The sequence below is a fragment of the Methylobacterium aquaticum genome, assembly GCF_001043915.1.
Classification (GTDB): Bacteria; Pseudomonadota; Alphaproteobacteria; order Rhizobiales; family Beijerinckiaceae; genus Methylobacterium; species Methylobacterium aquaticum.
Map to the genome: position 1 here is coordinate 1 of NZ_LABX01000166.1, position 7,812 is coordinate 7,812.

Genomic DNA, 7,812 nt, shown 5'->3' on the forward strand with positions numbered 1-7,812 from the left:
AAGCGCTTCCGGCCTTCCTCGCAGAGGACGGTGATGAACCCCGGAGCGAGGATGAGGTGATCGAGGCTTACCGGATCGCGGCCGAGTAGCCCCTAACCCCGGCGGCGGCCCCGGGTCAGACCGGGATCGTCGCCACCACCACGCCCTCAGGCGTTGTCATCACCCCCGTGCCGAGAGGCGCGGGGGTTTCTTTTTGCGGGGCTATCGCCAGCGCGGCGACCTCGGGCGTCACCATCAACCCCGTGCCGAGCGGCACGGGGATCTGTCGTTCCGGGTCGTCTGCACCTTGATCGCGAGACGCTGCACCGGTCGGGGTGTTGGTGATCCAGACACCGCCTTCCAGCCGGAATTTGCGCTTGTCGCTGCGCGGTGCCCGGGGCAGACGTTCGTGACTGCCGAGGGTCATGCTCTTGGCATGCACATGCCGGCGGCGCGTCAAATGGAGCGCCACCACGGGGTAATCCTCGGGCAGGCCCCACTTCGCCCGGTACTCGTCCGGCGTCATCCCCATGGTCGTGAGGTGCCGGCGCAGCATCGAGTAGGGCAGGCCATTCTCGAAGCTGATGAGGTACTTGTCCTGGATCGAGGCCGCGATTTCGGCCCGTGTGAGCGGGCGGGGCTTGCTCCCGTCGATCCTGCCGAGGCGGATCGCGGTCACGAGTTCCTCCGGCGTCAGCGGGGTCGAGACTTCTGGAGCGATGGTTGCGTGCTGAACGGATGCAAGAGCTTGCGCGACGTGCGTAATCGCCTGGGACTGTCAGAAATTCCGTGTGTGAGCGGCCATAGTGGACCCGAAGGAGGTTCCCGATGGCACGACGCAAAGCACCTCACATCCCTGACGCGATCCTGGACCAGTTGCTGGCTGGGGCCGATCCCAAGGCGGCTTTTGAGGCCAACGGCCTCATCGACGCTCTGAAGAAGGCTCTGGCGGAGCGAGCGCTCAACGCCGAGATGGACCATCATCTGGCAGGCGAAGAGGCCGGCAACACCCGTAACGGCTACGGCCGCAAGACGGTGACGACGGAAACGGGCCGCATTGAGCTGGCGATTCCGCGGGACCGACAGGCGACATTCGACCCGCAGCTCATCGCCCGGTATCAGCGCCGCTTTCCCGGCTTCGACGACAAGATCGTGTCGATGTACGCCCGCGGCATGAGTGCCCGGGAGATTGTCGGTCACTTGCGCGAGCTCTACAGCATCGAAGTCTCGCCCGATCTCATCAGCACCGTCACTGACGCAGTGCTGGAGGAGGTCGCGACTTGGCAAGCCAGGCCGCTCGATCCCGTCTATCCGCTGGTGTTCTTCGACGCCCTACGGATCAAAGTGCGCGACGAAGGCCTTGTCCGGAACAAGGCCGTGCACATCGCACTCGGCGTGCGCGCCAACGGATCCAAGGAGATCCTCGGCCTCTGGCTGGAGCAGAACGAGGGCGCCAAGTTCTGGCTTCGCGTCATGAACGAACTCAGGAACCGCGGCGTCGAGGACGTGCTGCTGGCGGTCGTCGACGGGCTGAAGGGCTTCCCCGATGCGATCCGCGCCGTCTTTCCCGAGACGATGGTCCAGACCTGCATCGTCCATCTGCTGCGGCACAGCCTGGACTTCGTCTCCTACAAGGACCGCAAACCCGTGGCCGCGGCTTTGAAGGACATCTATCGTGCCGTCGACGCCACCGCCGCTGAGGCAGCGCTGACAGCCTTCGAGGCGGGGCCCTGGGGCCAGCGCTATCAGGCCATCGGCCAGAGCTGGCGACGTGCTTGGAGCGAGGTCGTGCCGTTCTACGCCTTTCCGGGCGAGGTCCGGCGCATCCTCTACACGACCAATGCCATCGAGGCCCTCAACGCCACGCTGCGCCGCGCCGTGCGCGCCAGGGGCCACTTCCCGACCGACGAGGCCGCTTTGAAGCTCCTCTACCTCGTCTTGAACCGATCCGAGAAGGCGTGGAAGATGGGACCACGTGAGTGGATCATGGCCAAGGCACAGTTCGCCATCATCTTTGGCGAGCGCTTCACAAAGGCCATGGCGGCCTGATGTTCAACCCGCCGTTCGCACACGAAATTCCTGACAGTCCCTAATCGCCTCGACGAGCTCACGCGGCGTCAGCTTGTTCCTGGCAGCGTAGGCGCTCACGATCTCGGCCATGCCGGTCAGTAGCCGTGCACCATCCACCGTCTGCGGTTTGCTCAACCCACACGTCCCTCTACGAGCCAGCAGGCGCGGCCAAGGTGTCTCGTATCTCGCACAATTCCAATCTTCGCAACTCTCACGCCGCGTACCACCACAAGAACTCGTGAGGCGGGACTCGGTCAATTGGATTAAAGTCACACTGCATTGTCTTGCACATACAACGGTCAGCCATCGCATCTGGATGAGGCAAGTGCGGTGCGCTAGGGCACGGTTCGAGAGGAAGAGGGGATCGGGAAGGGGGGAAGCCGAAGGCTAGGGGCGAGAGAGAGCCCTGGCCAGTCGGCAGGAACCCGAGTGGAGCCCCCCGATGAACGTCTCGATCAACGCCCAGCACCTGCTTGCCAGCACGGCGCTCCTTCCCAGCCCGAGCCCGGCCGCGATCCTACAGGCCGGGACTTGCATCGCCGAGCATCTCGCCCGGGGGCAGGCGGTCGAGACGGCGGCCCTGCGCGCGGCGATGGAAGCGTTCTGCGGCGGGAGCGACGCCGCCGGGTTCTGGCCGGCGATCCAGGCCCGGGCCACGACGCCGGCGGCGCGGCTTGCCATGTTGGCGCGGATCGCCGGGCTGCTCCCGACCCAGACCCGGCGCTCGGAGGAGAGCGAGGCGTATCAGCAATTCTCGACGCCCCTGGCCCTCGGCTACGTCGCGGCGCTCGCCTGCGGCCTGCGGCCGGGCGAGGCGCTACTGGAACCCTCGGCCGGGACAGGCCTCCTCGCGATCCATGCCGAACTTGGCGGTGCGCGCCTGCATCTCAACGAGTTGGCCGCGACCCGTACCGGGCTGCTCGGTCAGCTCTTCCCGGGCAGCGGCATCACCCAACTCGACGCCGCCCAGATCCATGACCGCCTCGACGCGAGTGTGCTCCCCGACGTGGTGCTGATGAACCCGCCGTTCTCCGTCGCGGCGAACGTCGAGGGCCGCTACCGCGACGCCACCGCCGACCACCTGCGCTCGGCACTGTCGCGCCTCCCCACCGGCGGGCGCCTCGTCGCCATCACGGGCGAGGGGTTCCGCCCGGATCGCCCCTCGACCGCGTCCGCATACGCGGCGCTGGCCGAGCGGGGCGGGCGCCTCGTCTTCTCCGCCGGCCTGTCGGGCCGGGCCTATGCCAAGCACGGCACCACGATCGACGTGCGCCTCATCGTGTTCGACCGGGTGCCGATCGCGGAGGTCGGCCGGGGCGTCGAGCCGATCGGGATCGTCCCGGATGTCGGCGCCCTGCTCGCCGCCGTCGTGGCGGGCGTTCCACCCCGCCGTGCGTCGCCGTCGACGTCCGTATCGGTCCTGACTTCCGCCACTCCGTTGCGCAGTGCCATCCCGGGGCTGACCCGCCGACCGGTCGCCCGCCCCGTCGCTGCGTGCCCGGCGCCCACCCTCGCATCCGGCTCGGATACGGAGACGGCTCCGGAGGTCGCCTACACGATCTTCGAGGAGTTCCCCGCCGCCTTGGCGGCCGAGGCCGCCCTCTACGAGGCCTACGGGCTGGAGACCCTGCGGATCGAGGGCTCACAGCCCCACCCGACCCCGCTGGTGCAGTCGACGGCGATGGCCTCGGTGCACCTGCCGAGGCCCAGCCACACCCCGCGCCTGCCGGCCACGATCGTCACGGGCGGTCTGCTCTCGGAATGCCAGCTCGAGACGGTGATCTATGCCGGCGCCGCGCATGCCCGCCACCTGCCGGGCCACTGGACGGTCGACGAGACCGGAACGCTCCTCTCGGCCGCGGCCGAGGGAGCGGAGGGCGCGGTGCGCTTCCGTCAGGGCTTCTTCCTCGGCGACGGCACCGGGGCAGGCAAGGGACGCCAGGTCGCCGGGATCATCCTCGACAACTGGATGCAGGGCCGGCGTCGGGCGCTCTGGATATCGAAGTCCGACGCGCTGCTGGAGGACGCCCGGCGCGACTGGCGCCATCTCGGGCGCGAGCCGCTCCAGATCGTGCCGCTGTCCCGCTTCGCTCCGGGCAAGCCCGTGACCCTCTCTAAGGGCATTCTGTTCACGACCTTCGCCACCCTGCGCGGCGGCGCGCGCAACGGCGCGGCCTCGCGCCTCGATCAGATCTGCGACTGGCTCGGGCCGAACTTCGACGGCGTGATCGCCATCGACGAGGCGCACGCGCTCGCCAACGCGGCGGCCGGCTCGGGTGATCGCGGCGTGGTCGAGGCCTCGCAGCAGGGCAAGGCGGGCCTGGGTCTGCAATACCGCCTGCCCGATGCACGGGTGCTTTACGTGAGCGCCACCGGCGCGGTCACGGTCGAGAAGCTGGCCTACGCCCACCGCCTCGGGCTCTGGGGCGGCGGTGCCTTCCCATTCCCGACCCGGTCGGACTTCGTCTCGGCCATGGATCAGGGCGGCCTTGCGGCGATGGAGGTGCTGGCGCGCGATCTGAAGGCGCTCGGCCTCTACACCGCCCGCTCGCTGTCCTACGCCGGCGTCGAGGTCGAGATGCTGGAGCATGCGCTCAGCCCCGAGCAGACGGCGATCTACGACGCCTATGCCGACGCCTTCCAGGTGATCCACACCAACCTCGACGCGGCGCTGAAAGCCTCGGGCGTGACGGGGGCGTCGGGTACACTGAACCGTCAGGCCAAATCCGCTGCCCGCTCGGCCTTCGAGTCGAGCAAGCAGCGCTTCTTCAACCACCTGCTCACGGCGATGAAGTGCCCGAGCCTGATCGCGGCGATCCAGGCGGGGATCGAGGCCGGTCACGCGGCGGTCGTCCAGATCGTCTCGACCGGCGAGGCGCTGATGGAGCGGCGCCTGGCAGAGATCCCTTCCTCGGAATGGGGTGACCTTCAGGTCGACGTCACCCCGCGCGAGTACGTCCTGGACTACCTCGCGAGCGCCTTCCCGACCCAGCTCTACGAGCCCTACACCGATGACAGCGGCAACATCCTGTCCCGGCCCGTGGTCGACGCCGACGGCAACATCGTCCACTGCCGCGAGGCGGTAGAGCGCCGCGACAACCTGATCGAGCACCTGTGCGGCCTCACCCCCGTGCAATCGGCCCTCGACCAGATCCTGCACCACTTCGGCACCGGGGTCGTCGCCGAGGTGACGGGACGCTCGCGCCGGATCGTGCGCCAGACGGGCAAGGACGGGATCGACCGCCTGGTGCTCCAGAACCGCCCGGGCGCGGCCAACCTCTCGGAGACGCAGGCCTTCCAGGACGACGAGAAGCAGGTCCTCGTGTTCTCGGATGCCGGCGGCACCGGGCGCAGCTACCACGCCGATCGGGGCGCCAAGAACCAGCGCCTGCGCGTGCACTACCTGCTGGAGGCCGGCTGGAAGGCTGATGCCGCCGTGCAGGGCTTGGGCCGCACCAACCGCACCAACCAGGCCCAGCCGCCCGTGTTCAGGCCGGTGACCACCGACGTGAAGGGCGAGAAGCGCTTCCTCTCGACCATCGCTCGGCGCCTCGACACCCTTGGCGCGATCACGCGCGGCCAGCGCCAGACCGGCGGCCAGGGGCTGTTCCGGCCCGAGGACAATCTGGAAGGCCCTTACGCGGCGACCGCGCTCCGCCAACTGTTCTGGGCGATCGTGCGCGGCGAGATCGAGGGCTGCCCGCTCAAGGAGTTCGAGGCCATGACCGGCCTTGCCCTCACCAACGAGACCGGCGGCCTCCTCGACGAGCTGCCGGCGATCGGCCGCTTCCTCAACCGGGTGCTCGCCCTGCGCATCGCCATGCAGAACCGCCTGTTCGAGGCGTTCGAGGAGCGCTTGGCCCTGGTGATCGAGGGCGCGATCTCGGCCGGGGTCTACGACATCGGCGTCGAGGTGCTCACCGCCGAGTCGTTCGTGGTGACCGACCGCGAGGTCGCCTACACCCACCCGCAGAGCGGGGCGCGCACCCACCTCCTCACCATCACGGAGCGGCGTCGGGTCCGCCCGCTCGATCTGGAAACCGCCCTCACCTACATCGAGGAGGGCTACCAGCCGGTCGTGAACGGCAAATCGGGTCGGCCCGCGCTGATGGGCAAGGCGGCGAGCGAGACCCGCGAGGACGGCTCCGTGGTCCCGCGGGTGCGCCTGGTGCGCCCGCTCCAGCGTCAGGTTCTCGATCGCGACCAGTACGCTCGCTCCTCGTTCGAGGAGGTGTCGGCCGAGGCGTTCGTGGCGGCGTGGAAGGCCGAGCTTGCGAGCCTGCCCGAGTTCGAGGAACGCAGCCTGCACGTCGTCACCGGGCTCCTCCTGCCGATCTGGGACCGGCTGCCGGGTATCGACATGCGCGTGTTCCGCCTCGTCACGGACGAGGGCGAGCGCATCGTCGGGCGCGTGGTCGAGGCCCAGGACCTGCACGTCACCCGCGAGCGGCTGAACCTCGGCGCCGGCACCGCCATGGCGCCGGCCGAGGCCTACGCCGCCGTGCTTGGAGGGCGGACCAGCCTGCAACTCGCGGGCGGGCTCCAGGTGAAGAGAGTCAGGGTGATGGCTGAGGATCGGATCGAAGTGATCGGGGCGAGCGAGAGCGCGCGGACGGGGTTGAAGACGATCGGGCTGTTTGCCGAGGTGATCTCTTGGCGCACCCGCCTGTTCATCCCCACCGGGGAGCGCGGCGCGGCCATTCTGGCCGCGATGATGGAGCGCCATGCGCTCCTACGTTGCGTCGCCGTCACCGCTCACGCTTAATGTCGCGTCCCGACGGAGGTACGACTATGCCGACACTGCCCCCCGCCTCGGATATCGCGGCCCAACTCGCCAACAACGTCGAGTGGTTCTGTCGGCGCTACCTGTCGAACGGCTACCGCTCCGGCCGGTACTGGTGCGTCGGGGACGTGTTCAACGCGCAAGGCGGCTCCCTCTACGTGCGCCTGACCGGCCCCGCCAGCGGCAAGGGCCGGCGGGGCAAGTGGCAGGATGCGGCCACCGGCGAGCACGGCGACCTCCTCGACGTGATCCGGCTTCAGCGCGGCGAGGACTGGCGCGATGCGCTCGCCGAGGCCCGGGCCTTCCTGAGCCTACCCGAACCGCCCGAGCCGGAGCGTCGCGAGGCGCTTCCCCCGGCGCGGGACACCACGGAGTCGGCCCAGCGCATGCTGCGCTACGGGCGGCCGCTGGCTGGCACCCCGGCGGAGGCATACCTGCGCTCACGCGGGATCGAGCACGCCGCGAGCCTGTCGGCCTTACGCTTCCACCCGCGCTGCCTCTATCGGCCGTCCCGCAAGCATCCCGGTCCCGACACATGGCACCCGGCGCTGCTCGCTACCGTCACCGATCTCGAGGGTGGGGTCACGGCGGTGGGGCGGACCTGGCTCGCGCCGGACGGGCGAGGCAAGGCCGATCTGCCGAAGCCCCGCCGCGTGCTCGGCAACCTGCTCGGCCACGGCGTGCGCTTTCCCGGCACCGTGTCGGACGTGATGGTGGCCGGCGAGGGCGTCGAGTCCGTGCTGTCGGTGCACCGCCTGATGCGATCCGTGCCCCATGTGGCTGCGCTCTCGGCCGGGCACCTTGCCGCCCTGAACCTGCCGGCGGGCTTGCGCCAGCTCTACATCGCCCGCGACGCCGACGAGGCCGGGGAGCGGGGAGCGTGGACCCTGCGCCGACGCGCCGAGGCCCAGGGCATCCTGGTCGGTGAACTCGTTCCGCGCGAGGACGACTTCAATCGCTGTCAAGCGACGCCCGGAACT

At 69.3% G+C, this 7,812-nt stretch carries 4 protein-coding genes; 3 read left to right on the forward strand and 1 reads right to left on the reverse strand.

Annotated elements, in window-relative coordinates:
- Positions 1-115 precede the first annotated feature (115 nt).
- Positions 116-745, reverse strand: a complete 630-nt coding sequence (locus VP06_RS33835; protein WP_082167530.1) for a MucR family transcriptional regulator — start codon at positions 743-745, stop codon at positions 116-118.
- Between the two features lie 62 nt (positions 746-807).
- On the opposite strand from VP06_RS33835, the gene VP06_RS20920 reads away from it, so the two are divergent.
- The 3 genes from VP06_RS20920 to VP06_RS20930 form a co-directional block, all read left to right on the forward strand.
- Positions 808-2,028: an IS256 family transposase gene (locus VP06_RS20920; RefSeq protein WP_048465718.1), complete on the forward strand. Its 1,221-nt coding sequence runs from the start codon at positions 808-810 to the stop codon at positions 2,026-2,028.
- 463 nt (positions 2,029-2,491) lie between these two features.
- Positions 2,492-6,814 (forward strand): strawberry notch family protein, encoded by a 4,323-nt coding sequence (locus VP06_RS20925; RefSeq protein WP_048465719.1) that lies wholly within the window; start codon positions 2,492-2,494, stop codon positions 6,812-6,814.
- Between the two features lie 26 nt (positions 6,815-6,840).
- Positions 6,841-7,812: DUF7146 domain-containing protein (locus tag VP06_RS20930; RefSeq protein ID WP_048465720.1), on the forward strand; the 972-nt coding region annotated here is incomplete at its 3' end.